This is a genomic window from Stenotrophomonas sp. FW305-3-2-15-E-LB1, from assembly GCF_058787375.1.
Genome location: NZ_JBYSZR010000006.1, coordinates 67522 through 93413, shown reverse-complemented (window position 1 = coordinate 93413; position 25892 = coordinate 67522). Strand labels below are relative to the sequence as shown.

Here is a 25892-nt window from a genome sequence, read left to right as displayed (position 1 = left end):
GTGGCCTTACAGGGTGCGCTGGAACAGTTCGCGGCCGATCAGCATGCGGCGGATCTCCGAGGTGCCGGCGCCGATTTCATACAGCTTGGCGTCGCGCCACAGGCGGCCGGTCGGGTACTCGTTGATGTAGCCGTTGCCACCCAGGATCTGGATCGCCTGGCCGGTCAGCCAGGTGGCTTTCTCGGCGGCATACAGGATGGCGCCAGCGGCGTCCTGGCGGGTGGTGCGGCCCTGGTCGCAGGCGCGCGCCACGGCGTACACATAGGCGCGGCAGGCGCCCAGGCCCACGTACATGTCGGCGATCTTGGCCTGGATCAGCTGGAAGCTGCCGATCGCCTCGCCGAACTGGTGGCGCTCGTGCACGTACGGCATCACCACGTCCATGGCCGCGGCCATCAGGCCCAGCGGGCCACCGGAGAGGACCACGCGCTCATAGTCCAGGCCGGACATCAGCACGCGCACGCCACCGCCCACCTGGCCCAGCACGTTTTCTTCCGGCACTTCGCAGTCCTGGAACACCAGTTCGCAGGTGGGCGAGGAGCGCATGCCCAGCTTGTCCAGCTTCTGCGCGGTGGTGAAGCCCTTCATGCCCTTCTCGACCAGGAAGGCGGTGATGCCCTTGGCGCCGGCTGCCATGTCGGTCTTGGCGTAGACCACCAGCACGTCGGCATCCGGGCCGTTGGTGATCCACATCTTGTTGCCGTTGAGCACGTAGCGGTCGCCGCGCTTGTCCGCGCGCAGCTTCATCGACACTACGTCCGAACCGGCGCCCGGCTCGCTCATCGCCAGCGCACCGACCAGGCTGCCGTTGCACAGGCCCGACAGGAAGCGCTGCTTCTGCTCTTCGTTGCCGTTCTTGCGCAGCTGGTTCACGCAAAGGTTGGAGTGCGCGCCGTAGGACAGGCCGATGCCGCCGGAGGCGCGCGAAATCTCTTCCATCGCCACCACGTGGGCCAGGTAGCCCATGCCGGTGCCACCGTATTCTTCTTCCACGGTGAGGCCGAGCAGGCCCTGTTCGCCCAGCTTCGGCCACAGGGCCAGCGGGAACTGGTTGGTCGCATCGGCCTCGGCGGCCAGCGGAGCGACCTCGGCGGCGGCAAAATGGGCCACGCTCTGGCGCAGCAGGTCGATCTCTTCGCCAAGATCGAAGTTCAGGGATGGCACGTGCATTGCGGCGGCTCCACGAGGAAGGTGGGGGAATGGACGCACCCGTCAGGGGGAGGCTGGTGGCTGTTGAAGGCAGCGGCCAGCACGGGCGATGGGCCCAGCGTAGCGGGGTTCGGGAAAGAAGTGAACACAAATTCAAAAATTGAAACTAGAATCAGGATATGGCCTACAAACGCTCTGCATTGATGGAAGAACGCCTGGCCGGGGCCCGTGAACGGATCCTGCTGGCGACCCGCGAGCTGGTGGCTGCCGGCGGCTGGCGCAACGCCCCGGTGACCGCCGTGGCGACCCAGGCCGGGGTGTCCACCGGGCTGATCTACCGGCACTTCCCGTCCAAGGCCGAGCTGTTCGTGGAGGTGCTCAACGCCGCCGTGGCCCACGAGGTGGAGATCATGGAGCGCATCGCCAGCGGCCCCGAAGTGGCCAGCGAGCGCCTGCGCCTGGCCATCACCGCCTTCGTCCGCCGCGCCCTGGCCGGGCCGGGGCTGGCCCACGCTTTCATCGTCGAACCGGTGGACCCGGACGTGGAGGCCGAGCGCATGCGCGGGCGCCGCGCCTTCGGCGATGTGTTCCTGCGCCTGGTGGAAGAGGGCGTGGCGGCTGGCGAGCTGCCTGCGCAGGACGCGCATGCCACCGCTGCCTGCCTGGTGGGCGCCTTCACCGAAGCGATGGTCGGCCCGACCGCGCCCAGCCGCGAAGCACACCGCGACGAAGGCGCACTGGTGGATGCGATCTGCAGCTTCTGCCTGCGCGCGATCGGCGCCCCCGCAAAACGGTAGCGCCGGGCCATGCCCGGCGGCCGTTGCCGCGCTTCGCGCTCGCCGGGCGTGGCCCGGCGCTACCCGCATGCGGCCACGGCCGCATGCTGCGCCGCACCAGCATCGACGCCTGTTGTCGCACGCAAAGCGCGTTCTATACTCGGCCCATCACGCAGTCGCTCAGCCGTGGTCCAACGACTATCAGCCAGGGGTAACGAAGAGTGCGGAATTACGATCTGGAGTTCCTGAAACGCTTCTCCATGGTGATCGCGCTGCTGGCGGCCATCACCCTCGGTCTCATCCTCCTGGCGGCGTACATCCACACCCGGATTCCGCCCGAGGTATCGCCCACGGCGGCCAAGCGCACCGAGCAGCGCATCTCGCCCACCGGCGCGGTGTATGCCGGCAGTACCGGCGCCGCTGCACAGGCCGCCGCCAAGGCCGCCGCACTGGCCAAGGCCGCGTCGCAGGTCGCCTATGGCGGCACCAAGGACGGCAAGGTCATCTTCGACAACCTGTGCACCGCCTGCCACACCACCGGCGTCGGCCAGGCGCCCACGCTCGACCACGCGCACTGGGACCAGCGCCTGGCGCAGGGCAAGGACACCCTCTACAAGCACGCCATCGAGGGCTACACCGGCCCGGATGGCGGCATCATGCCGCCCAAGGGCGGCAACCCGGCCCTCACCGAAGAACAGATCCACGCCACCGTGGACTGGATGCTGGGCAACCTGAAGTAACCGCCGGAACGGCAAAACCGCGAAACAGCGGAATGGCGGAATGGGGGGGTAGAGTCGACTGTCAGTCGACTATCGCGCGCAGCGCGGGCTTTTCGGCGACGTAGCGAAGAGCAGTCGACTGACAGTCGACTCTACCTCCGCGCCCCCGCGCCCCCGTGCTTTGCCTACCGAGGCCTGATCGCCCATCGTGCCCCGCGCTGCAAGCGGGCCTGCACATTTCGGGGTTAGTCTGTGCGCCCATTTCGTGGAGTCGCCCGTCGATGCGCCGCCGTTCCCTCGCCCTAGCCCTGTCCCTGCTGCTGCCGGCCACCGCCTTTGCCCAGGCCCAGCCGCAGGCCGCGCCGACCCCGACCGCCACCACCGCACGCAGCAAGGCCCCGGTCGTGCTGACCACGGCCCCGGCCGACTGGCGCGCGCTGGATGGCCAGCACGTGCGCATCGCCGCCCCGCTCACCCTGGCCGGCACCGATGGCCTGGAACGCTTCGGCCAGCTCACCGTGGCCTTCGACGGCCGCCTCTGGCAGCCCACCGAAGTGGCCGCGCCGGGTACGGCCGGCATCGAACAGGTGATGGCTGACAACCAGCGCCGTCGCCTGGTGCTGGATGACGGCAGCGATGCCCGCGATCCGGGCAGCGTGCCGTACCTGGCCGGCAACCCGGTGCTGCGCACCGGCATGCAGCTGCGCAACGTCGAAGGCATCGTGCGCGTGGACGCACAGGGCCGCCCCAGCCTGCAGGTGGAGGGCACGCTGAAGCTGCCGGACCTGCAGCGCCCGGCAGTGCCCAAGGTGGCCGGCGACCTGCACATCGCCGCGTTCAACCTGGAGAACTTCTTCAACGGTGATGGCCAGGGCGGTGGCTTCCCGACCCTGCGCGGTGCGCGCACGCTGGACGAGCACAAGGCCCAGGTGGCCAAGCTGGTGGCCACCATCAGCGCGCTGGATGCCCACATCGCCGCGCTGATGGAACTGGAAAACGACGGCTACGGCCCGCAGTCGGCCATCGCCGAACTGCTGGCCGCGCTCAACGCCACGCTGGAACCGGCCCAGCAGTGGGCGATGGTCGATGCGGGCGAAGGCCCGGGCACCAATCCGATCCGGGTGGGCATCATCTACCGCAAGGGCCTGTTCAAGCCGCTGGGCGCACCGCTGACCAAGCTGGACGGCCCGTTCGCCGAACACAGCCGTGCGCCGCTGGCCCAGGCGTTCCAGGGCAACGGCGCGCCGTTCATGGTGGTCGCCAACCACTTCAAGTCCAAGGGCTGCCGCGATGCTGCCGGCGCCGATGCCGACCGCAATGATGGCCAGGGCTGCTGGAACGCCACCCGCGTGGAATCGGCGCGGCAGCTGAACCAGTGGGTCGGCGCCGAGGCGGCGCGCCTGAAGGTGAAGGACATCGTGCTGCTGGGCGACTTCAACGCCTACGCCCAGGAAGATCCGATCCGCACCCTGCATGACCTCGGTTGGCAGGACGCCTTCAAGGTGGCCAAGGTCGAGCACCCCTACAGCTACGTCTACAACGGCTACACCGGCCGCCTCGACCACGCGCTGCTGAGCCCGGGCATGGCCAAGCGCCTGCGCGGTGCCGCCGAATGGCACAGCAACGCCGACGAACAGGACGCCAGCGGTTACCAGGGCCGCAACGTGCCGGGCCCGTGGCGCAGTTCCGACCACGACCCGCTGCTGCTGGGTTTCGGTAAGTAAGGATTCGCCGGGGCACGCCCGGCGTGTTGAACGGGTAGCGCCGGGCCATGCCCGGCGGCCTTTCACCCCCAGGCGATCAACCCGATCGCCAGCACCGCCAGCGCCAGCCCGGCGCGGTTCCACTTCGTGGTGGCCTCGCCGAAGGCGAACACGCCCACCAGCGCGCCCAGCACCACCACGCCGATGTTCATGCCGGCGAACACGGTGGCCGGGCTGTCCGGCATCGACTGGTGCGCGTGCACATAGAACAGGATGTTGCCGCCGTTGAGCAGGCCCAGCAGCGCGCCCGCGCCCAGGTTGCGCCAGGCCAGCCGGCTGCGGCCGCTGGCATGCCGCCACAGCTGCAGCGCCAGCATCAGCACGAAGGCCACGCTGAAGCTGGCCAGCACCGCCGCCATCGACGGCGTGCCCGACAGCGCCACCTGCTTCAGCAGCACGTCCACCACCGCAAAGCCGCCCCACACGCCCAGCAGCCAGCCCCAGCCACCCGGCGAGGGCGCCACTGCAGGGCCACGCGGGCGCAGGCTGATGGCCACCATCGCCAGCAGGCCCAGGCCCAGCCCGGCAAGCTTCCACGGCGTGGCGGTCTGGCCGAAGAACAGGAAGGCTGCGGCCAGCGACAGCAGCAGCGACAGGCGCTGGGCCACATCGCTGCGCACGATGCCGGCCACCGCCACCGCGCGGCCCAGCACCAGGAAGATCGACGGCAGCACCACCGCCAGCGCCAGCAGCGACACCCACGGCGCATGCGGCGCGCGCAGCGCCTCCAGCGGCGGCTGCAGCACCACGGCAGTGAGGGTGGCGGCCACCAGGTAGTTCCAGGTCACCATCTGCGGCACGTCCAGCGCGCGGCGGTTGGCCAGCTTCAACAACACCGAAACCAGCACACTGCAGATCACGGCCAGGGACAGGTAGAGCATGGGGCGGGCACAGGGCAGGGGCGGGGGACGGTATCATGGTGCCATGCACAAGCCCTCGTTCCCCGTCGCCCCCGGCGAAACCGCCTGCCTCGTACTGGACGGCCCGGCCGGCCCGCTGGAAGTGGTCGTCGACCTGCCCAAGGCCGACGTGCCGGTGCAGCCGATCGTGGCCATCGTCTGCCACCCGCTGTCCACCGAAGGCGGCACCCTGCACAACAAGGTGGTCACCATGGCCGCCACCACCCTGCGCGAGCAGGGCATCACCACGGTGCGCTTCAACTTCCGCAGCGTGGGCGGTTCGGCCGGCAGCTTCGACCATGGCGTGGGCGAACAGGACGACCTGAAGGCCGTCACCGCCTGGGTGCGCAGCCAGCGCCCGGACGACCGCCTGTGGCTGGCCGGTTTCAGCTTCGGCGCGTTCGTCTCGCTGAAGGCCGCGGGCGAGCTGCAGCCGGAAGCGCTGATCTCGATCGCGCCGCCGGCTGGCCGCTGGGATTTCAGCGGCGTGCAGCCGCCGGCCCGCTGGCTGGTCATCCAGGGCGAGCAGGACGAGATCGTCGACCCGCAGGCCGTCTACCAGTGGCTGGAAACGCTGGATGCCCCGCATGAGCTGGTGCGCATGCCCGAAACCAGCCACTTCTTCCACCGCAAGCTGATCGACCTGCGCGGCGCGCTCACCCACGGCGTCAAGCACTGGCTGGGCGCGGCGGCATGAGCGAGCAGGCGTTGACCCCGTCGCAGCGGTACGCGGCCGGGGTTGCCAGCGGCGAATGGCAGGACGATCCGGCCCAGCACGCGGCCCTGGCCGAACTGGACCGCATCCACCTGGGCCTGGTCGACAGCGCCGAGGACGGCTGGCTGGACCGCCTGTCCTCGTTCTGGAAGAAGCCCGAGCCGGTGAAGGGCCTGTACTTCTGGGGCGGCGTCGGCCGTGGCAAGACCTTCCTGGTGGACCTGTTCTACGACGGCCTGCCGATCAAGCAGAAGTACCGCACGCACTTCCACCGCTTCATGCGCAGCGTCCACGAGCGCCTGCGCGAGCACCAGGGGCAGAGCGACCCGCTGGCGAAGATCGCCCAGGAATGGCGCAGCAACCTGCGCGTGCTGGTGCTGGACGAGTTCTTCGTCACCGACATCGGCGATGCGATGCTGCTGGCGCGCCTGCTTGAGCGCCTGTTCGCCGAGGGCGTGACCCTGGTGACTACCTCCAATACGGCGGTGGAGAACCTGTATCTGAACGGCCTGCAGCGCGAGAGCTTCATGCCGGCCATCGGCCTGCTGCAGCGCTACTGCGTGGAGCTGTACGCCGAGGGCACCGAGGATTACCGCATGCGCGCGCTGACCCGCTCGCCGGTGTACCGCGCGCCGCTGGCGGCCGACAGCGATGGCTGGCTGGCCAGCCGTTGGGGCGAACTGAGCGGCGGGCAGCCGGCCAAGGCCGGCAACATCGAGATCGAGGGCCGCAAGATTGCGGTGCGGGGCCGCGGCAAGAGCATCGCCTGGTTCGATTTCGCCGCCCTCTGCGAAGGCCCGCGCGGCCCGTCGGATTACATCGAGATCGCGCACGAGTTCAACACGGTGCTGCTGGGTGGCATTCCTGCCTTCGACCGCCTGAACGAAGATGCCGCGCGCCGCTTCGTGAACCTGATCGACGAGCTGTACGACCGCCACGTCAACCTGGTCTGCACCGCCAGCACCTCGCCGGTGGAGCTGTATGCCGGCGAGCGCCTGCAGGGCGCGTTCGAGCGTACCGCCTCGCGCTTGATCGAAATGCAGAGCGCGGAGTACCTGGGCACACCGCACCGGGCGTGAGGAAGCCGCGTTGCCGGCCAGCGGCCGGCACTACCCCGCAGCGCCCCGGTAGTGCCGGCCGCTGGCCGGCATCGGCCGCGCGGCTATCGGCTCGGCGCCACCGCATCGCCCTGCGGCTGCTCGCGCACGCTGGCCGCCGCCTGCAGGGTGTCGCTGCGCTGGATCAGCCGCAGCGGCTGCCCCTGGTAGCGCACCTCCAGCGCGTCGTGGGCCTCGGCCACGGCGGCCACCAGCGGGCACAGCGCCTGCGCCTTGGCTTCCAGCTGCTGGCTGCGGGCCTCCATGCGGCGGTCGACTTCCGCATCCAGGCGGTCGGCGCGGCGCTCCATGGCGTCGCCACGGCCGGTGAACACCTGCCACAGCACGCTGCGGGTCATCGAAGAGGCCATGCTTTCGGCCATCTGCTCGATGTGTTCGTCGAAACCCTCGCCGAAGGTGGCCTGTTCCCAGTAGCCGCGGCCCAGGCTGCCGTCGATCCAGCCCTCCATCTCGCCCCGCATCGCACGCATCTGGCGGTTGCGGCGCTTGCCGGTGATGGCCTCGAAGGCGGCATCCAGCGCATCGAAGGTGACCCCGCTCACCTCATGCGCCAGCGCCGTGGCCGCCGGCATCAGCTGCCGCGCCCCGGCCTCCATCTGCCGCAGGCGGGCGGCGTCGGCCTCGCTGACCGGCACGACCGTGTTGTCCAGGCTCAGCACGCCATCGTGGAACACCACCTCGTGCGGCGCCTGCGGGCCGTGCCGCAGCCAGACGCCGCCACTGTCCACCAGCACGTCGTAGTCGGTGCGCATGCCGCACTGGTCGGCGCTCAGCGTCGGGCCGTCGCCGGCCATCGCCGGGGCGGCGGCCAGGCAGGCCAGCAGGGTCAGGGGCAGGCGCATGGTGGAGTCCTTTCCGGTCAGAGCAGGGCCCCAGCATCCCGCGCCCGCAAGGCGCCGTCACCGGCCGGAAGTCACTGCCCGGCGGTCATCCATCCGGCCATACCGGCTTTCCCACCGGCTGCCCACCACCTATCCACAGGGTTGTCCCTAGCCAGCTTCGTCACTGTCATGTGAAGCTGTCATTGTTCCGTTTCCGCAGCACGTTGTACCGCCGATGTGACGCCTTCCGGGCTTGACTGCGCAGCCCGTTCCGGCAGGTCCAAAGCGTCCAGACGCGGCGCCGATGGCATGATCCTTGCGCCGCAAGGGATTACCAAATTTCACTACATTTGGCGTTGACGGCCCCCATCACCCCCACTATCTTGTGGCCGTCAGTCGCAACGACCCCATGTCTTGGGGTCCGCAACGGGGCACTACCGCAGTACCCGCCAGCGATCGTCAACCGGCAGTGGAAGGCGCAGGGTCTCACCTCCTGCGACGCCGTCCTGCCACCCTGGGCTGTCATGTCCCGGGTCGAGCAACCCTGATGCATACAGCACCCCCAATCACGCCAAGAGGACACACGCCGTGACCACCGAATCCAGCGCCACCATCGAGAAGGAAAGCGAGTTCCTGCTGACGTCGCCGCCGACGGCCAACGCGATGAGCGTGACCAAGCGCAACGGCACGACCGAGCTGGTGGATCTGAACAAGATCGTGCGCGCGGTGCAGCGTTCCTCCGAAGGCCTGCACGCCGTCGATCCGATGCGCGTGGCCACCCGCACCATCTCCGGCCTGTACAACGGCGCCACCACCCGCGAGCTGGACGAACTGTCCATCCGCACCGCCGCCCTGCTGATCGGTGAAGAGCCCGAGTACGGCCGCCTTGCTGCGCGCCTGCTGGCCAACTACATCGCCAAGGAAGTGTCGGGCCAGGAGATCTACGCCTTCTCGCAGTCGGTCGGCCGTGGCCACGAAGTGGGCCTGATCAACGACCGCCTGCTGAACTTCGTGCAGACCAACGCACGCAAGCTCAACGATGCCATCGACATCTCGCTGGACCTGAACTTCGATTACTTCGGCCTGCGTACCCTGTACGACCGCTACCTGCTGCGCCACCCGCACACCCGCAAGGTGATCGAGACCCCGCAGCAGTTCTTCCTGCGCATCGCCAGCGCGCTGAGCGAGGACGTGGCCGAGGCCCTGGCGCTGTACAAGCGCATGGGCAACCTGGACTACCTGCCGTCCAGCCCGACCCTGTTCAACTCCGGCACCACCCACGAGCAGCTGTCCTCGTGCTTCCTGCTGGATTCGCCGCAGGATTCGCTGGAATCGATCTACTCCAAGTACGGCGACATCGCCCAGCTGTCCAAGTTCTCCGGCGGCATCGGCGTCAGCTACACCCGCGTGCGTTCGCGTGGTTCGCTCATCAAGTCCACCAACGGCCACTCCAACGGCATCGTGCCGTGGCTGAAGACCATGGATTCGTCCGTGGCTGCGGTGAACCAGGGCGGCAAGCGCAAGGGCGCGGCCTGCGTCTACCTGGAAACCTGGCACGCCGACATCGAGGATTTCCTCGAGCTGCGTGACAACACCGGCGACGAATCGCGCCGTGCGCACAACCTGAACCTGGCCAACTGGATCCCGGACCTGTTCATGAAGCGCGTCGAGGCCGACCAGGAATGGTCGCTGTTCGATCCGCGCGTCGTGCCGGAGTTCACCGACCTGTTCGGCGAAGCCTTCGAAGCCGCCTACCTGCAGGCCGAAGCACAGGGCAAGGCCAACCGCACCATCTCCGCGCGCAAGCTGTACTCGCGGATGATGCGTACCCTGGCCGAGACCGGCAACGGCTGGATGACCTTCAAGGACAAGTGCAACCGCGCCAGCAACCAGACCCTGCGCGCCGGCAACGTCATCCACCTGTCCAACCTGTGCACCGAAATCCTGGAAGTCACCTCGGCTGAAGAGACTGCGGTGTGCAACCTGGGTTCGATCAACCTGGGCAACCACTTCGACGGCAACGGCGAGTTCGATTTCGACAAGCTGGCCGACACCGTGCGCCTGGCCGTGCGCCAGCTCGACCGCGTGATCGACCTGAACTTCTACCCGATCGAATCGGCGCGCCGCGGCAACCTGCGCTGGCGTCCGGTCGGCCTGGGCTGCATGGGCCTGCAGGACGTGTTCTTCCGCAAGCGCCTGCCGTTCGATGGCGCCGAAGCACGCGCGCTGTCGAAGAAGATCGCCGAGACCATCTACTTCCACGCGCTGGAAACCTCGGTTGAACTGGCCCAGGAACGCGGCAAGCACCCGTCCTTCGCCGACACCCGTGCGGCCAGCGGCGAGCTGCAGTTCGATGCCTGGAACGTGGTGCCTGAAGATGCCGAGCGTTGGGATTCCCTGCGCGAGCGCATCAAGGAACACGGCCTGCGCAACTCGCTGATGATCGCCATTGCCCCGACCGCGACCATCGCCTCGATTGCCGGCTGCTACGAGTGCGTCGAACCGCAGGTGTCCAACCTGTTCAAGCGCGAAACCCTGTCCGGTGACTTCCTGCAGGTCAACCGCTACCTGGTGAACGAGCTGAAGAAGCTGGGCCACTGGACCCCGGAAATGCGCGACGCCATCAAGCTGGCCGAAGGCTCGATCCAGGGCATCACGCAGATTCCGGAAACGCTGCGCCACGTCTACCGCACCGCGTGGGAACTGCCGATGCGTTCGCTGATCGACATGGCCGCCGACCGTGGCGCCTTCATCGACCAGTCCGCCTCGCTCAACCTGTTCATGGAAAGCCCGAACATCGGCGCGATGTCCTCCATGTACATGTACGCCTGGAAGCAGGGCATCAAGACCACCTACTACCTGCGTTCGCGCCCGGCTACCAAGATCGCCAAGACCACGGTCAGCCACACCGCAAGCGCCGGCCCGGAGAAGGTGTTCAGCCCGGAAGAGGCCATCGCCTGCTCGCTGGAGAACCCGGAAGCCTGCGAGGCCTGCCAGTAAGACACCGCGCGGTAGGTGCCGACCGTTGGTCGGCACTGCTCGACTGCAGAAAACACCAAGGTAGCGCCGGGCCAAGCCCGGCGTTTTGACCCGAGAATTCAAGGAAACACCCATGGCCGACAAGCCCAAGCAGATGCTGCTCGATCCCGGTTTTGAACTGACCCTGCGCCCGATGCGCTACCCGCAGTTCTATGACATGTACCGGAACGCGATCAAGAACACCTGGACGGTGGAAGAGATCAACTTCCAGATCGACATCAGCGACCTGCACAGCAAGATGTCGCCGGGTGAGCGCCACCTGATCCACCGCCTGGTCGCGTTCTTCGCCACCGGCGATTCGATCGTGTCCAACAACCTGGTGCTGAACCTGTACCAGCACTTGAACGCGCCCGAAGCGCGCATGTACCTGTCGCGCCAGCTGTATGAAGAAGCGCTGCACGTGCAGTTCTACCTGACCCTGCTCGACAACTACCTGCCGGATCCGGACGAGCGCGCCAAAGCCTTCGACGCGGTGGAGAACATCGACTCGATCAAGAAGAAGGCTGATTTCTGCTTCAAGTGGATCGACTCGATCCAGAGCCTGAAGCGCATCGAGACCCGCGAAGAGCGTCGCCAGTTCCTGCTGAACCAGATCTGCTTCGCCGCGTGCATCGAAGGCCTGTTCTTCTTCGCCGCCTTCGCCTACGTCTACTACTTCCGTTCGCGTGGCCTGCTCAACGGCCTGGCCTCGGGCACCAACTGGGTGTTCCGCGACGAAAGCGCGCACATGGATTTCGCCTTCGAGTGCGTGGACGTGATCCGCGAGGAAGAGCCGGACCTGTTCGACGACAAGATGAAGCAGGACGTCTACGAAATGCTGGCCGAAGCCATCGAGTGCGAAGTGCAGTTCGCCGAGGACGTGCTGTCCGGTGGCGTGGCGGGCATCTCCACCCGTGACATGCGCCAGTACCTGCAGCACTGCGCCGACAACCATTTCCACCGCCTGGGCATGGAGCGCAAGTACAACGTGCGCAACCCGCTGAGCTTCATGGAACTGCAGGACGTGCAGGAACTGACCAACTTCTTCGAACGCCGCGCCTCGGCCTACCAGGTCGGCGTGCAGGGCGAAGTCGCCTTCGACATGAACTTCTGATCGAACCGGTCAGGTCTGTCGCAACAAGAAACCCCGGCAATGCCGGGGTTTTTTGTTTCTGTAGAGTCGAGCTTGCTCGACTGCTCTGCTTCTGGTCGCGCAACGTCGCGCGTCAAAACACTCACAAGTGGCGGTGCGCCACCTGCATGCGTTGGCCGCACTGATCGCCGATGGCCTGGATGAATGCCACCATGTCGTGGCCGGTGCCGCCTTCGAACTGGATGAAATGCCAGCCGATGCCCAGGCCTGCGTACCAGTCCAGATCCAGGATGCGGTAACGCGCATCTGCGTCGGGCGGGCTCCACTGCACGTTGATGTCGTCGTAGGCCGCGCCGATGAAATCGGTGTGGTCTCCAAACGGTGGGAAGTCTTCGCGGTCCTCATGTTCGCCCGGCACACGCGGCGGCACCGTCCCTTCCCCCGCCACCACGAACGGCGGCTCGTCAGCGTGCACCTGGAAGAGGCGGATGCTCAGGTCGTCAAGGTCGCCGTCGGGGTAGAGCGCGCGCATGCCCGGGCCGGCCCGGTAACGCGGGCTGTACCACGCGCACTGCGCGTGGTTGTCGAACAGCAGCGCAGGGTCCAGCGCAATGCCGTGCGCGTGCAGGTGCTGCACGCATGCCTCCACGCTTCCCTGGCAATCCACCTGCAAACCGGTCGGCAGATTCCCCGCGCGGATGTGGCTGGCCACCACGTCGGCCGCGCACTGCCACGCCGGGTCATGGAGCCAGCCGCTGGCACCGGTACCTTGGGCAATGGCATAGCTGAGCATGTGCAGGGCGTGGAACGGCACCTGGGCTCCCACGGGTGGAAGCAGGAGGCCTGCCTGCAGCATCCACTTTTCCAGCGCCTGTAGATCCGGCCCCGGCAGGTGGGGTGCTGCGGGAAAGACAAAACAATCGTGTTCGGACATGGACAACCGCAATGGCAACAGGGACCTGGCAGTGTTCGCGCCCCGCACGGCATGCGTCAACGACGCGGGTCGCAGGACGCGGCACTACGCTACCGGGTGGGCATTGACGCAATCCGCATAGATGGTCGATTGCGACGCAATGCGCCGGCTCTGCCAGCAATGTGCCGGCATGTCGCGTAAGCCTCTGGAATCACGCGGATTCCGCTGCACATCATGGCGCGCTGCTGGCGAACCAGCAGCCGGGACTGCAATCCCGCAAAGCAACCACTGTTAGGCTCGCCAACCGTCGCCAGCATTGTCCGCTGTCGGTTGGCGGACCGTCGCACGCCTATGGCGGGCGATGCGTTGGAGGGCGAACGCCCACCGGTTTTTCAGTGGTTTTTCCGGGATTGCAGCCACGCATCGTCCGCCACCCTCAGCGGTGGCCTGATCCGTAATGGAGGCACCACCATGAGTACCGATCCGACGAACGCGCATGAACTCAACCACCTGCTGCTGCGGCTGCGCCGCCTGATGCAGGGCATCGAAGGCACCGCCCTGCTGCTCTGTGACCACCAGCTTGCCCAAGCCAGTGGCAGCACCTCACCACTACAGGGCAAGCAACCGGCCGAAGCCACCCACGCCATGCTGTGCCTGGCCATCAACGGCCGCCGCTGCGCGGAAACCGTGGAACGACTGGTTGCTGGACCAACCGTGCACTGACGGTAGCGCCGGGCCACGCCCGGCGGAATCCATCCGGCGCGGCGGGAAACATCGGCCGCGCTGCGTGCTCGCCGGGCATGGCCCGGCGCTACCAGCGGTCTTACCGCCGCCCTTCCACTGCCATGCGCACGGCCAGCCCGGCCAGCACCGTGCCCATCAGCCAGCGCTGCGCGGCCTGCCAGCTTGGTCGCGCGGCCAGGAATGCCGCAATGCTGCCGGCCATCAGCACGATCACCGTGTTCACCGCCAGGCTGACCGCGATCTGGGTGAAGCCCAGCACGACAGACTGTGCCAGCACGCTGCCGTGGCCGTCCGGGTGCAGGAACTGCGGCAGCAGGGACAGGTACATCACCGCGATCTTCGGGTTCAGCAGGTTGGTCAAAAAGCCCATCGCGAACAGCCGGCGTGGGCTGTCCACGGGCAGGGCATGCACCGCGAAGGGCGAGCGTCCGCCCGGCTTCACCGCCTGCCAGGCCAGGTACAACAGGTACAGCGCGCCGCCGATGCGCAGCGCGTCGTAGGCGAAGGGCACGGTCATCAGCAGGGCGGTGATGCCCAGCGCCGCGCACAGCATGTAGAACACGAAGCCCAGCGCCACCCCGCCCAGCGACACCAGCCCGGCGCGGCGGCCCTGGCAGATCGAGCGCGAGACCAGGTAGACCATGTTCGGCCCAGGCGTGAGCACCATGCCCAGCGACAGCAGGGCGAAGGCCAGCAGGTCGGTGGCGGCGGGCATGGCGACGTTCCGTGCGGTGGGCGTGGCGCAGTGTAGCGCCGCCTGCACCGGGGCTGGCTTAAAATCGCCGCACCCCACACCGATGTCCCCGCCATGACCCCCATTCCCGAAACCGTGCCGCCCATCGAAGTGCGCATGGCCGAAATCGTCTTCCCCAACCACACCAACCACATGGGCACCCTGTTCGGTGGCCAGGCGCTGGCGTGGATGGACAAGGCCGCCTTCCTGGCCGCCGCCCGCTATTCGCGCCGCACCGTGGTGACCGCGCGCAGCGACCAGGTCGATTTCAAGCTGCCCATCCGCATCGGCCAGATGGTGGAAACCGTGGGCCGCATCGTCGAAGTGGGCCGCAGCTCGATGAAGGTCGAAGTGGAACTGATCGCCGAAGACCTGCACAGCGGCGAGCGCAAGCTGTGCACGCGCGGCCACTTCGTGATGATCGCGCTGGGTGACGACGGCCAGCCGACCGCCGTGCCGCGCCTGCCGGGCACCCCGGCGGCCGACCCGGCCAGCTGACCACGCGCTTGCGGGGGTGCCCATGCGCCCCCATTTTGCTGCCATGACCCCGCCGCTGACCGATTTCATCGACCGTGCCCAACGCCTGTTCGTGCTGACCGGCGCCGGCTGCAGCACGGCCTCGGGCATCCCCGATTACCGCGATACCGACGGCCAGTGGAAGCGCACGCCGCCAGTCACCTACCAGGCCTTCATGGGCGAGGCGGCCACCCGCCAGCGCTACTGGGCGCGCAGCCTGCTGGGCTGGCCGCGCTTCGGCCTGGCCCGGCCCAACGGCACCCACCAGGCGCTGGCCGCGCTGGAAGCGCGCGGCACGCTGCAGGTGCTGCTGACCCAGAACGTGGACGGCCTGCACCAGCGTGCGGGCAGCCGGAACGTGATCGACCTGCACGGGCGGCTGGACCTGGTGCGCTGCATGGGCTGCGAACGCCGCAGCGGGCGCGAGGATTTCCAGCAGCGCCTGCTCGATGCCAACCCCGGCTGGGATGCGCTGGAAGCGGGCATTGCCCCGGATGGCGACGCGGATCTGGAAACCGACTTTTCCGCCTTCGTGGTGCCAGACTGCCCGTACTGCGGCGGCCTGCTGAAGCCGGACGTGGTGTTCTTCGGCGAAAACGTGCCGCGCGAGCGCGTGGCGGCCGTGCATGAGCACCTGCAGCAGGCCGACGCCGTGCTGGTGGTGGGTTCCTCGCTGATGGTCTATTCCGGCTTCCGCTTCGTGCAGGCCGCCGCCAAGGCCGGCCTGCCGGTGGCGGCGCTGAACCGCGGCCGCACCCGCGCTGACGACCTGCTGCAGTTCAAGGATGAACGGGACTGCGCCGAGGCGTTAGCGGGCTTCGTGACCCGGTAGAGTCGACTGTCAGTCGACTTCCGCGCGCAGCGCGGGGCGTTCGGGCGCATCGCAGAAAGCAGTCGACTGACAGTCGACTCTACCGTTCATCGCCCCGTGCAGGCGGTAGCGCCGGGCCATGCCCGGCGAGCGTGCAATGCGCCGCCGCGAAACAGCGATCCATCCAGATGGTTGATCCACAGGCCGCGCAGCGGTGCAATACGCACCCCCTCCGCATGTCCTTACCGTCTTGAGCCAGCTGTTCTCGCCGATGTCCCTCGGCCCCCTGACCCTGCCCAACCGCATCGTGATCGCGCCGATGTGCCAGTACTCCGCCGAAGACGGCCGCGCCAGCGATTGGCACGCCATGCACCTGGGCAACCTGGCGCAGTCCGGCGCGGGCCTGCTGATCCTGGAAGCCACCGCGGTCGAGCCGCGCGGGCGCATCAGCTGGGCCGACCTGGGCCTGTGGGATGACGGCACCGAGGCCGCCCTGGCGCAGGTGCTGGCCAGCGTCCGCCGCTGGTCGTCGATGCCGCTGGGCATCCAGCTGGCCCACGCCGGCCGCAAGGCCTCCACCGCCCGCCCGTGGGACGGTGGCCGCCAGCTGCCGGCCGACGATGCCAACGGCTGGGCCACCGTCGCCCCGTCGCCGGTACCGTTCCACGCCACCGATCCGGCACCCGAGGCGCTGGATGAAGCCGGCATCGCCGAGATCATCGCTGCCTTCGCCGCCAGCGCGGTGCGTGCCGAGCGCCTGGGCTTCGAGCTGATCGAGATCCACGCCGCGCACGGTTACCTGCTGCACCAGTTCCTGTCCCCGCTCAGCAACCGCCGCACCGACGGCTACGGTGGCTCGCTGCCGAACCGCCTGCGCCTGCTGGTGGAGGTGTTCGATGCGGTGCGTGCAGCGGTGTCGGACAAGGTGGCCGTGGGCGTGCGCATTTCCGCCACCGACTGGGTCGATGGCGGCTGGGACCTGGTGCAGAGCGAAGCGCTGGCGCAGATCCTGGATGCGCGTGGCTGCAACTTCCTGCACGTGTCCAGCGGTGGCCTCGATGAGCGCCAGAAGATCAGCGTCGGCCCGGGCTACCAGGTACCGTTCGCGGCGGCCATCAAGGCCAAGAAGCTGCGCATGCCGGTCATCGCGGTGGGCCTGATCACCGAGCCGGAACAGGCCGAATCGATCCTGCGCCACAACCAGGCCGATGCCATCGGGCTGGCCCGCGGCATCCTGTACGACCCGCGCTGGCCGTGGCACGCCGCCGCCGCGCTGGGCGACAGCGTGGTGCCGTCGCCGCAGTACCTGCGCTGTGAGCCGCGCGAAGCACGCAACGTGTTCCGCGCGCGCTGAACCTCAGACCTGCCAGGCCGGCGCCATGCCGGCCTGCAGGTGCTCGAACAGCGCGCGGATCTTCGCGGTGAAATCGCGGCGGTCGCTCACGCAGAAGAACACCTCCATCGGTGCCGGCTGCCACGCGCTGGCCGGGCCGAATACCGCCTGCAGGCGGCCATCGCGCAGGTAGGGTTCGGCCACGAACGCGGCCAGCCGGGTGATGCCCGCGCCGGCCGCCGCCAGCTCGGCCAGCGCGTCGATGTCATCGCAGACCATGCTCGGCGGCAACGCCGCGTCCATCCGCTGGCCGTCCTTCAACAGGCCCCAGCGCAGCGGCCGGCCATCGGTAGGGAAGCGGTGCAGCAGGCCGCGATGGCCGTTCAGTGCGGCCGGATCGCCCGGCGTGCCGTGCGCCTCCAGGTAGGCCGGCGAGGCACAGAACACGAACGGGATGCGCGCCAGCGGCCGTGCCACCAGCCCGTCTTCCAGCTGCGCGCCGATACGGATGCTGGCATCCACCGCCTCCGGCCCGTGCTGTACAGCGCGATCGCTCAGGCGCAGTTCCAGCTGCAGTTGCGGGTAGCGTAGCTGCAGGCTGGGCAGCAGGGGTGCCAGCACGTGGCGGCCGAACGCGCTGCTGCTGGCGATCCGCAGCGGCCCGGACGGTTCGATATCGCCGGCAGTGACCATCGCCTGCGCGCGCGCCAGGTCCGCCTCGATGTGCCGCACCTGCGCCAGATACACCGCCCCAGCCTCGCTGAGCGCCAGCTGCCGCGTGCTGCGGTTGAGCAGGCGCACGCCCAGGTGGGCTTCCAGCCGGTTGATGTTCTGGCCCACGGCGGTGGCGCTGATGCCGAGCTGGCGGGCCGCGGCGGCAATGCTGCCGGTCTCTGCGGTGCGGGTGAAGCTGCGGATGAGCTGCAACAGGTTCATGACCGACCAGCTTGCCATGCGGAAGGACAAGTATCGCTTGGGTCTGTGCCAAGCGTGGCGGGGCTGTGCGCCGGCCGCCGCACCGCTAGCCTGCCGGCCCACTTCACTCGACGCGATATGCCATGTCCTACCCCCGATCGCCCCGCTGGAAGCTGCACGCCCGCAGCACGCCGTTTGTCTTCGCCTTCTTCATGGCCGGCCTGATGGCACTGCTGATGTGCCTGGTCATCACCGCCGCCAACGCCGGGATGGGCAGCGGCTATCTGGCGCGGGTGCTGGCCGCCTACCAGATGGCCATGCCAGTCGCGTTCTGCGGCGTGCTGCTGGTGCGCCCGCTGGTGGTGCGGCTGGTGGCGTTGACGGTGCATCCGCACTGACGATCGGTTGCATCTGACAGCATTGTGCATCGCGGCAGGATGCTGCCCTACACTCGGGCGATGCGCCCCGATTCCATTCTTACCCTGTCCTGCCCCGACCGCACCGGTATCGTCTACCGCGTCTCGGGGCTGTTGTTCGACCACGGCTGCAACATCCTCGACGCCCAGCAGTTCGGCGATGAGGAGAGCGGACGCTTCTTCCTGCGCGTGCATTTCGACCGCGACGCCAGCCTGCCGCTCGACACCGTGCACGCGGCGATGGCTGCACTGGCCGCTGACTACGGCATGGACTGGCAGCTGCACGACGGCCGCCGCCGCGCGCGCCTGCTGGTGCTGGTCAGCAAGCAGGGCCATTGCCTGAACGACCTGTTGTTCCGCGCCCACAGCGGGCAGCTGAAAGTGGACATCGCCGCCGTGGCGTCCAACCACGCCGATTTCGCGCCGCTGGCGGCGTCCTACCAGGTGCCGTTCCACCACCTGCCGGTAAACGCCGAAACGCGCGCCGTGCAGGAACAGCAGATCATCGATCTGGTCGAGCGCGAGCGCATCGACCTGGTGGTGCTGGCGCGCTACATGCAGATCCTGTCGCCCACGCTGTGCCGCGCCCTGGCCGGCCGCGCGATCAACATCCACCACAGCTTCCTGCCCAGCTTCAAGGGCGCGCAGCCGTACCACCAGGCGCACGCACGCGGGGTCAAGATCATCGGTGCGACCGCGCACTACGTCACCGAGGATCTGGACGAAGGCCCGATCATCGAACAGGACGTGGCCCGCGTGGACCACGCCATGGCACCGCGCGAACTGGTGCGACTGGGCAGCGATACCGAATCGCAGGTGCTGGCGCGCGCCGTGCGCCGGCACGTGGAGCACCGCATCCTGCTCAACGGGCACCGCACGGTGGTGTTCCGCTAGCAACGGCTGTGATCCGGTAGTGCCGGCCGCTGGCCGGCAACTGCAGAGATCCCGAGGTTGCCGGCCAGCGGCCGGCACTACCGTTCCGGGTCAGACGATCGCAATCCCCGCCTTGCCCAGCGCCTCACGCACCATCGCGTCGTTGGCTTCGGTCACCGGCCGGGTCAGGTCCCACAGGAACTTCACCCGGAAGCCGGATTTCACCGCGTCCTGTGCGCTCCACAGCACGCAGTAATCGCGCGCCAGGCCGCACACATGCACCTCGCGGATGCGGCGCTCATGCAGCCAGCCGGCCAGGCCGGTCGGCGGGCGTTCGCCCTCCGGGCCGTGGTTCTCGCGGAACGCGCTGTACGAATCCACCTGCTGGCGCGTGCCCTTGCGCAGGATCAGGTCGGCCACGGTCCAGTCCACGCCCGGGTGCAGCGCGGCGCCGTCGCTGCCCTGCACGCAGTGGTCCGGCCACAGCGTCTGCGGCTGTGCATGCAGCAGGATGCTCTCGAACGGGCGTGTGCCCGGGTGCTGGCTGGCGAACGAAGCGTGGTCGGCCGGGTGCCAGTCCTGGGTGGCCACCACCGTGCGGTAGTGGCGCTGCGCCAGCAGCTCGGCAATCGGCGCCACCAGCGCATCACCCTGGTCGCAGGCCAATGCGCCACCGGGCATGAAGTCCGGCTGCAGGTCGATCACCAGCAGGGCGACATCGGCGGGCAGGGCAGTCATGGCAGGGTCCAGCACAGCAGAAGGGGCGACCAGCGTGGCTGCCCCCTGCGCGCACGTCAATCGCCCTGCGGCGTTTCAGCGTCCTGTCCGTAGTACAGCAGGCCGATCTTGATGCGCTCGCGGCCGGTTTCGCGGCGGTGGCGGTTGGCATCGCGCAGCGAGTACACGCAGCCGCAGTATTCCTGCTGGTAGAACTGCTCGCGCTTGCTGATTTCCACCATGCGGCTGGCACCGCCACCCTTGCGCCAGTTGTAATCCCAGTACTGCAGGCCTTCGTAGCGCGACGCCGCGCGGATGCCACAGTCGTTGATCTGCGCCATGTTCTTCCAGCGCGAAATGCCCAGCGACGAACTGATGGTGTCGTAGCCGTGCTCATGCGCGTACAGCGCAGTGCGCTCGAAACGCATGTCGAAGCACATCGTGCAGCGGATGCCGCGCTCGGGCTCGTTTTCCATGCCGCGCGCACGGCTGAACCAGTTGTCGGTGTCGTAGTCGCAATCGATGAAGGGAATGCCGTGCTGCTCGGCGAAGCGGATGTTCTCCTGCTTGCGCAGCTCGTATTCCTTCACCGGGTGGATGTTGGGGTTGTAGAAGAAGATCGCGTAGTCGATCCCGGAGGCGGTGATCGCCTCCATCACTTCACCCGAGCAGGGCGCGCAGCACGAATGCAGCAGCAGGCGCTTGCCGTCGGCGGGCAGGGACAGGTCGGGGCGTTGGAACTCGGTCATCGTCGGGTGCATCTGGGCGTGGGCAACGGGTCTGGCCGGAAACCGTGAACAGGACGCGCGCGGCCACCCCGCCTGCACGCGCAGGACGAAGACGGCCCCGGCAACCTCCCCGCGGAGATTCCAGGTCGAATCAGGGGACGGTCGTGTCCCCCGGCCGGGGCCGGTATTCGGGCTGATGGACACGGGCCGCAGCCCACCTACTACCTGCCGCTTCCCAGACGCGAGCCCAGTGCTGTTGGCAGGATTCGTTTCCATTCACCGCTGCGGGGCAGCTCCGGAATGGGCGCGTAAGGCGCCTTCACCGGATTCCCGTTTAAATCCCTGCCGCCATCCAGCCTCGGCAGGGATACCTTCGGCGTGCCCACGGTGGACGCGATGCTGGCGTGGGTCAAGGGGGATGCGTCCACTTACCCCCAGTAGATCCACGCCATGCGTGGATGCGCCCTCAGTGCTGACCCGCCGCCCGCGCGCGGATCTCATCCAGCCGCTGGTCGTACAGCAACCGGCCGTTCTCCCATACGGTCACCATCGCGTCCTCGAAGCCGGCCGGGAGGGTCGGGTCACCGCTGGCCGGCAGCGCCACCGTGTGCAGGCTGCCATCGTCCAGGCGGCGCAGCAGGCGCATGCGGCCGCGCTTGCTGGCCTTGCCGGCGTCGGTGATCGGGTCCTTGTAGACGTCGATCCATTCGCCGTCCACCCGTGCGGCCGAGCACTTCAGCGCGAACTTCTGCGTATCGCGGTCCAGCCGCTGCAGCAGTGCACCGCCCATGCCGAAGGCCACGTTGTCGGCGGCGTAGCCGTCGCCGGTGATGCGCTGCAGGATGGCGCGGATCGTGCCCGGGTTGATGCCATCGCCCTGGATCACCCGCACGTGGTTGAGCACGCGATAACCCTTGCCGTTGATCGTATGGCCAAAGGCCTCGTCCAGCCGGCGCAGGCTCTCGGCCACCACCTCCACGGGGTCGCCCGAATCCGGGCGGATGACCAGGGTCGCGCCCGAGGCGATCACTTCATCGCGCAGGGTGGTACCCCAGTGCTCGCTGATCGCGCGGTAGATGTCATAGCTGTCCGACACCACCGCGACGATCGCACCGGGCTTGCCGAACTGGCGCAGCATGTTGCGGTACGCATCCACCTCACGCTCGCGGCCCCAGCTGGTGATGGTGCTGTGCTCGGCAGCGGGGATCGAATAGCCGGCCATCGGGGCGTGGTAGTGCGCGCGGGCCAGGCACAGCGCCGAAACCGTATCGGTGCCGAGGAAGTTGACCAGGTGCGCGGCACCGCCGAGCGCGGCCGACTGCAGGCTGGACACACCGCGTGCGCCGAAGTCGTGCAGCTTGAACGGCAGCTGCCCCTGCGGGTCGTCGCTGGTCTGCTGCAGGAAGCGGGCGATCGTCTGCCGCGCATGCCAGCTGATGGTGGCCACGGTGACCGGGTACCACACGCGCAGCAGCAGGGTTTCCAGGTACGAGGGCACCCAGAACGCGGCCGGATCGGTCGATTCGATGGTCATCAGCGCCTGGTGCGTGGGCACCACACTGCCCTCGGGCACGGCGCGGATGCGCACCGGCAGGTGGCCACCGAGTCGGTCGACGATATCGCGCCAGCCGGCTTCATTGAACGGTTCGCCATGCGCGGCGAACACCGCAGCGGCGTCGTCGATGTCGGCGTGGGTGATGGGCCGTGCCAGCGCGTCCTTGAGGATCGCCTGCAGGCCGAAGAACACCGTGCGGTCGTGCAGGCCGCCGCGCGATTCCACGTAGAAGAACGTGGCATCGGTACCCGGCGGGTACTGCAGCCAGTGGCTGGCCTTGTAGCTGTCGGTGTCGAGGAGAAGATTATCGAGGTAGTGCATGACGGAAGCTCCTTCGCGTCGAGTGACACCGGCGGTCTATCCGCCGATGGGGAGGCCGGACCTGGTCAGCCGCGGCCGAGGAAATACTCCAGGATGTGCAGGTGGTCTTCGAACAGCTGCGGGCCCATCTCCAGGGCTTCGCTCACCGGAATCCAGCGCGCCTTGTCGGCGTCGTCGCCGCCGCGCACTGCCGGCAGGTCGCCGGCCGGGAAATCGAAGTGGAAGCCGTGGGTGATGGTGCGGCCGCGCTGGCTGCGATCGGGGTGGTCGAACACCTGCTGGCTCTTCAGCGAGCCCTTCAGTACCGGCAGCGGAATCTTCAGCCGGGTTTCCTCGCGCAGCTCGCGCAGGCAGCTGTCCAGCAGGCTCTGTTCCTGGCCGACGAAGCCACCGGGCAGCGCCCACAGGCCCTTGCCGGGTTCCGAACGGCGGCGCACCAGCAGCACGTGGCCCGAATGCACCACCACCGCATCGGTGGTGACGAACGTGGGCGCGTACGGCGCGTCCTTCCAGGCCGCCTTGTACTGTTCGATGAAACGGTACTCGGCCACCAGCTGGCCATAGGCCGGTGCGCTTTTGCGGAACGCTTCGAGCATGTCGTACACCGGCGCCGGCACGTTGCCACGCAGCATCAGCAGCGCACCGTGGAAGTCGACATCGCCGGCTTCGAACAGGTAGCGGCGCAGCTCGGTGGCCGACAGGGTGGCGGTGTGCTGCACGTCCACCAGCGGCCACTGCGGGAATTCGCGCAGGTAGTAGCTGGAGGCGTCCTTGTCCATGCCGATCAGGCCGACCTTTGCATCAGGGGCGGCGCCGTCGTTGCGCAGGGCTTCGGCCACCTGGCGCTGCACGTTGGCGATCCACTGGGCTTCGTTGTACAGGTGGTCGCGCAGCGGGCGGATCAGCAGGCGGTCGGTGTGGCCATCGAGGGCCGCCTGGATCATCACGGCGCGTTCGGCCACGGTCCAGGGATTGCGCAGGCTGCGAGGAGTGTCAGCAGAGCCGACCAGGAAGATCAGCTTGCGGGCCCGGCTCAGGGCCAGGCGGGCAACGGCGGCGTGGCCGTTGTGGAAGGGCTCGAAACGCCCGATGAAGACGAGATAGTCGAATTCCATGAGAATCCCTCATGTCGTTGTGGCAGCCGCGGGTCTGTCCCTTGGCTTGTTGCTGATGCTACGCCGATGGTGGTCAGGGTCAAGTGCACCGGCCAGTAGATCCACGCCATGCGTGGATGCCTGGCCCTTCCGTGGTCGGGTTCTCAGGCGGTGAGAAGCCTTCGCGTCATACTGCATCCGTAGCGTCGGGTGGCATCTCAGGCACAGTCAGCGGGGGCAGGGTAGTGGCAGACAAGTACTGCGATCTGGTCATGAAGGGCGGCATCACCAGCGGCATCGTGTACCCCAATGCGGTACTGGCGCTGGCCCGCGATTACCGGTTCAAGAGCATCGGCGGCACCTCGGCCGGCGCCATTGCGGCGGCGGTGGCGGCCGCTGCGGCGTATGGCGACCGCCGCCAGCAGGCGGGTGAGCACCTGGCCGACGGCACCGGTTACGGCGGCCTGTCCGCGGTGTCAGCGCAGTTGTCGCGGCGCGGTTTCATCTACAGCCTGTTCCAGCCGGCGCGCGGCGCGCGGGCGGCCTACCGGCTGCTGGTGGCGCTGACCGGCGGCTACGGGTGGCCACGCAAGCTGTTGTGCCTGGCGGTGGCCGTGTTCGAGATCGCCCCGCTGGAAGTGCTGGTGTCGCTGGCGCTGCTGCTGGGGCTGGGCTGGTGGGGCGGTGGCTGGAGCGGCGTGGCCGCCACCCTGCTGCCGTCGCTGCTGTGTGCCTATGGCGCCGGGGTGGCCGGTGCCGCGCTGCGGGTGGCGCGGGTGGCACGGCGCAACCTGCTGGGCCTGTGCAGCGGCCTGGGCCGCGATGCACGCAAGCCGGCACTGACCGAATGGCTGCACCAGAGCCTGCAGGAGCTGTCCGGCAAGCCGCTGGACGCACCGCTCACCTTTGCCGATCTGCACGATGCACCGCGTTATGCCGGCGAGCCGGAGAGCCCGCATGCCATCAGCCTGCAGATGATCACCACCTGCGTGTCGCACAACGAACCGCGCACGCTGCCGCTGGGCGGTGCGCAGTTCTGGTTCCTGCGCGAGGAGTTCGAGCAGCTGTTCCCGGCCAGCGTGGTGCAGTGGCTGGTCGACCACGCCGGCACGCCGGTGGATGTGGAAGGGCGGCAGTACTACCACCTGCCGCAGGGCCCGCAGTTGCCGGTGCTGGTGGCCACCCGGATGAGCCTGAGCTTCCCGCTGCTGATCAGTGCGGTGCCGCTGCACGAGCCGGCACGCCGCGAGCGCCGCTGCGCACCGTCACCGTCCACCCCCGATGCCGAGCACAACGTAGCCGACAGCATGGAAGGGCTGACCAGCGCCGGCCAGTCCTGCGGGCCGGTCATCACCGCGTTCCGCATCTGCTGGTTCTCCGATGGTGGCATCAGCAGCAACTTCCCCATCCACCTGTTCGACGCGGCGATGCCGCGCTGGCCGACCTTCGCCATCAACCTGGTCTACCCGCAGCATGCCGAGGATGTCAGCCATGGCACCACCGGCCAGCAGGCGCTGGAGCGCGCCGTGGTGCTGCCCACCGAGAACCGCCACGGCTGGCAGCGCCATTACCAGTCCATCGCGACGCCGCTGGCCGCGGCCGAGCTGGGTCGCTTCCTGTTTGCGGTGGTGGCCACCATGCAGAACTGGCGCGACCTGCTGCAGGCACGCGCACCGGGCTACCGCGACCGCATCGTGCACGTCAGCCTGCAGGGCGACGAAGGGGGCATGAACCTGGACATGCCGCAGGAGGTGCTGAGCCGCATTGCCGACAAGGGCAGCCTGGCCGGCGCACGCTTCTGCGCGTTCTCGTTCGAGAACCACTACTGGATCCGCTGGCGCAACCTCGCTTCGGCCTACCAGCGCTACACGCTGGAAGTGGCGCGTACCGATGACCCGGCGCAGCAGGTACTGGCCTACCGCGCGGCATATTCCATCGTCGCCAATGGTGAGCCGGTGGCGCCGTCGTACAAGCTGGGTTCGGAAGACAAGCGTCGCGGATCGCAGCAGTTGTGGGCGCAGATGGTGGAGCAGGGCCGCACGTGGGAAGACCTGGGCCCGGACCTGACCGACGGTGCACCGCGTCCGCTGCCGCAGATGAAGGTCACGCCGATCTACTGAGCGCGATGGATACAATCGCGGCCCCCACTGCA

Annotated in this window: 24 protein-coding genes and 1 riboswitch; of the genes, 14 read left to right on the top strand and 10 right to left on the bottom strand. The window is 68.1% G+C overall.

What is annotated here, in order from left to right:
• Window positions 1-6: 6 nt before the first annotated feature.
• A complete protein-coding gene (locus AC3WL7_RS06615) occupies window positions 7-1170 on the bottom strand; it encodes an isovaleryl-CoA dehydrogenase (RefSeq protein ID WP_492749732.1) in 1164 nt (387 codons plus the stop codon).
• Window positions 1171-1328: 158 nt separating this feature from the next.
• Here AC3WL7_RS06615 and AC3WL7_RS06610 point away from each other — a divergent pair, with 158 nt between their 5' ends.
• From AC3WL7_RS06610 to AC3WL7_RS06600, 3 genes are all read left to right on the top strand, one after another.
• Window positions 1329-1946: a TetR/AcrR family transcriptional regulator gene (locus tag AC3WL7_RS06610; protein ID WP_283220994.1), complete on the top strand. Its 618-nt coding sequence runs from the start codon at window positions 1329-1331 to the stop codon at window positions 1944-1946.
• A 200-nt stretch (window positions 1947-2146) separates the two neighbouring features.
• Window positions 2147-2665: a c-type cytochrome gene (locus AC3WL7_RS06605; protein ID WP_079224832.1), complete on the top strand. Its 519-nt coding sequence runs from the start codon at window positions 2147-2149 to the stop codon at window positions 2663-2665.
• Between the two features lie 260 nt (window positions 2666-2925).
• Window positions 2926-4368 (top strand): ExeM/NucH family extracellular endonuclease, encoded by a 1443-nt coding sequence (locus AC3WL7_RS06600; RefSeq protein ID WP_200733986.1) that lies wholly within the window; start codon window positions 2926-2928, stop codon window positions 4366-4368.
• Window positions 4369-4430: 62 nt separating this feature from the next.
• On the opposite strand, the gene AC3WL7_RS06595 is transcribed toward AC3WL7_RS06600, so the two are convergent.
• Window positions 4431-5288 carry an EamA family transporter gene (locus tag AC3WL7_RS06595; RefSeq protein ID WP_492749728.1) on the bottom strand — a complete coding sequence of 286 codons (858 nt, stop codon included), beginning with the start codon at window positions 5286-5288 and terminating at the stop codon, window positions 4431-4433.
• A gap of 43 nt (window positions 5289-5331) precedes the next feature.
• Here AC3WL7_RS06595 and AC3WL7_RS06590 point away from each other — a divergent pair, with 43 nt between their 5' ends.
• Both AC3WL7_RS06590 and zapE read left to right on the top strand, forming a co-directional pair.
• A complete protein-coding gene (locus AC3WL7_RS06590; protein WP_200733987.1) occupies window positions 5332-6003 on the top strand; it encodes an alpha/beta hydrolase in 672 nt (223 codons plus the stop codon).
• Entirely contained in the window at window positions 6000-7100 is a 1101-nt protein-coding gene (zapE, locus tag AC3WL7_RS06585; RefSeq protein ID WP_492749726.1) for a cell division protein ZapE, read from the top strand. The genes AC3WL7_RS06590 and zapE overlap by 4 nt, the downstream gene beginning before the upstream one ends.
• Window positions 7101-7183: 83 nt before the next feature.
• Here zapE and AC3WL7_RS06580 read toward each other — a convergent pair whose 3' ends face one another.
• Window positions 7184-7981 carry a DUF2884 family protein gene (locus tag AC3WL7_RS06580; RefSeq protein WP_492749725.1) on the bottom strand — a complete coding sequence of 266 codons (798 nt, stop codon included), beginning with the start codon at window positions 7979-7981 and terminating at the stop codon, window positions 7184-7186.
• Between the two features lie 567 nt (window positions 7982-8548).
• Here AC3WL7_RS06580 and AC3WL7_RS06575 point away from each other — a divergent pair.
• The gene (locus AC3WL7_RS06575; protein ID WP_200733989.1) at window positions 8549-10960 is read left to right on the top strand and encodes a ribonucleoside-diphosphate reductase subunit alpha; all 2412 of its coding nucleotides are present in this window, start codon (window positions 8549-8551) and stop codon (window positions 10958-10960) included.
• A 112-nt stretch (window positions 10961-11072) separates the two neighbouring features.
• Window positions 11073-12092, top strand: a complete 1020-nt coding sequence (locus AC3WL7_RS06570) for a ribonucleotide-diphosphate reductase subunit beta (RefSeq protein WP_079224844.1) — start codon at window positions 11073-11075, stop codon at window positions 12090-12092.
• A gap of 121 nt (window positions 12093-12213) precedes the next feature.
• On the opposite strand, the gene AC3WL7_RS06565 is transcribed toward AC3WL7_RS06570, so the two are convergent.
• Window positions 12214-13065, bottom strand: coding sequence for a hypothetical protein (locus AC3WL7_RS06565; RefSeq protein ID WP_492749723.1), 852 nt, complete (start codon window positions 13063-13065; stop codon window positions 12214-12216).
• A gap of 390 nt (window positions 13066-13455) precedes the next feature.
• Between AC3WL7_RS06565 and AC3WL7_RS06560 the strand changes: the two genes are divergently transcribed.
• Entirely contained in the window at window positions 13456-13707 is a 252-nt protein-coding gene (locus tag AC3WL7_RS06560) for a hypothetical protein (protein ID WP_492749722.1), read from the top strand.
• Between the two features lie 100 nt (window positions 13708-13807).
• Here the strand turns inward: AC3WL7_RS06560 and AC3WL7_RS06555 are convergent, their stop codons facing one another.
• Entirely contained in the window at window positions 13808-14443 is a 636-nt protein-coding gene (locus tag AC3WL7_RS06555) for a LysE family translocator (protein ID WP_492749721.1), read from the bottom strand.
• A 93-nt stretch (window positions 14444-14536) separates the two neighbouring features.
• On the opposite strand from AC3WL7_RS06555, the gene AC3WL7_RS06550 reads away from it, so the two are divergent.
• From AC3WL7_RS06550 to AC3WL7_RS06540, 3 genes are all read left to right on the top strand, one after another.
• A complete protein-coding gene (locus AC3WL7_RS06550; RefSeq protein WP_079224850.1) occupies window positions 14537-14959 on the top strand; it encodes an acyl-CoA thioesterase in 423 nt (140 codons plus the stop codon).
• 43 nt (window positions 14960-15002) lie between these two features.
• A complete protein-coding gene (locus AC3WL7_RS06545) occupies window positions 15003-15809 on the top strand; it encodes an NAD-dependent protein deacetylase (RefSeq protein ID WP_108758357.1) in 807 nt (268 codons plus the stop codon).
• Between the two features lie 229 nt (window positions 15810-16038).
• The gene (locus tag AC3WL7_RS06540) at window positions 16039-17142 is read left to right on the top strand and encodes an NADH:flavin oxidoreductase/NADH oxidase (protein WP_492749718.1); all 1104 of its coding nucleotides are present in this window, start codon (window positions 16039-16041) and stop codon (window positions 17140-17142) included.
• A 3-nt stretch (window positions 17143-17145) separates the two neighbouring features.
• On the opposite strand, the gene AC3WL7_RS06535 is transcribed toward AC3WL7_RS06540, so the two are convergent.
• Window positions 17146-18057, bottom strand: coding sequence for a LysR family transcriptional regulator (locus AC3WL7_RS06535; RefSeq protein ID WP_492749716.1), 912 nt, complete (start codon window positions 18055-18057; stop codon window positions 17146-17148).
• Window positions 18058-18179: 122 nt separating this feature from the next.
• Between AC3WL7_RS06535 and AC3WL7_RS06530 the strand changes: the two genes are divergently transcribed.
• A complete protein-coding gene (locus AC3WL7_RS06530) occupies window positions 18180-18434 on the top strand; it encodes a DUF2798 domain-containing protein (RefSeq protein ID WP_492749715.1) in 255 nt (84 codons plus the stop codon).
• A gap of 60 nt (window positions 18435-18494) precedes the next feature.
• Window positions 18495-19346 carry a formyltetrahydrofolate deformylase gene (gene purU / locus AC3WL7_RS06525; protein ID WP_079224860.1) on the top strand — a complete coding sequence of 284 codons (852 nt, stop codon included), beginning with the start codon at window positions 18495-18497 and terminating at the stop codon, window positions 19344-19346.
• A gap of 90 nt (window positions 19347-19436) precedes the next feature.
• Here purU and pncA read toward each other — a convergent pair whose 3' ends face one another.
• The 4 genes from pncA to AC3WL7_RS06505 form a co-directional block, all read right to left on the bottom strand.
• Entirely contained in the window at window positions 19437-20063 is a 627-nt protein-coding gene (gene pncA / locus AC3WL7_RS06520; RefSeq protein ID WP_200734302.1) for a bifunctional nicotinamidase/pyrazinamidase, read from the bottom strand.
• Between the two features lie 56 nt (window positions 20064-20119).
• Window positions 20120-20791: an epoxyqueuosine reductase QueH gene (locus AC3WL7_RS06515; protein ID WP_108745731.1), complete on the bottom strand. Its 672-nt coding sequence runs from the start codon at window positions 20789-20791 to the stop codon at window positions 20120-20122.
• A 141-nt stretch (window positions 20792-20932) separates the two neighbouring features.
• Window positions 20933-21146, bottom strand: a riboswitch (cobalamin riboswitch).
• A gap of 90 nt (window positions 21147-21236) precedes the next feature.
• Window positions 21237-22646, bottom strand: a complete 1410-nt coding sequence (locus AC3WL7_RS06510; protein WP_492749713.1) for a nicotinate phosphoribosyltransferase — start codon at window positions 22644-22646, stop codon at window positions 21237-21239.
• Window positions 22647-22711: 65 nt separating this feature from the next.
• Complete coding sequence (locus AC3WL7_RS06505; RefSeq protein WP_492749711.1) at window positions 22712-23761, bottom strand: bifunctional nicotinamide-nucleotide adenylyltransferase/Nudix hydroxylase; 1050 nt, start codon at window positions 23759-23761, stop codon at window positions 22712-22714.
• Window positions 23762-23985: 224 nt separating this feature from the next.
• Here AC3WL7_RS06505 and AC3WL7_RS06500 point away from each other — a divergent pair, with 224 nt between their 5' ends.
• On the top strand, window positions 23986-25860 hold the full coding sequence (locus tag AC3WL7_RS06500; RefSeq protein ID WP_492749709.1) for a patatin-like phospholipase family protein: 1875 nt from the start codon (window positions 23986-23988) through the stop codon (window positions 25858-25860).
• Window positions 25861-25892: the final 32 nt, after the last annotated feature.